The sequence below is a fragment of the Shewanella sp. AS1 genome, assembly GCF_021412565.1.
Lineage (GTDB): Bacteria > Pseudomonadota > Gammaproteobacteria > Enterobacterales > Shewanellaceae > Shewanella.
The window spans coordinates 1-208 of the sequence record NZ_JAKCLJ010000177.1 but is presented as its reverse complement, the minus strand read 5'-3'; the positions used below and the strand labels follow the sequence as shown (position 1 = coordinate 208).

General features: G+C 54.8%; 1 protein-coding gene. It reads left to right on the top strand.

Annotated elements, in window-relative coordinates; translation table 11 throughout:
* Positions 1-208 (top strand): VCBS domain-containing protein (locus tag LZP69_RS16585; protein ID WP_234201769.1); only part of this gene is annotated, 208 nt, incomplete at both ends.

The following is a 208-nucleotide window of genomic DNA, read 5'->3' as shown; positions in this document are numbered from 1 at the left end:
ACACCAAGACGGTGTCCATCACCATTACCGGCACCAACGACACCCCTGTGCTCACTGTCGACATGATTGGCGGCGTCACTGAAGATGCCACCGACCCTAACCTCACCGACAGCGGCGTGCTCAGCTTTACCGATGTGGATGTCAATGACACTCACAACGTTACTGAAGTTTACAATGGTGATATCAGCTGGACTGGCGGCGCCAACAC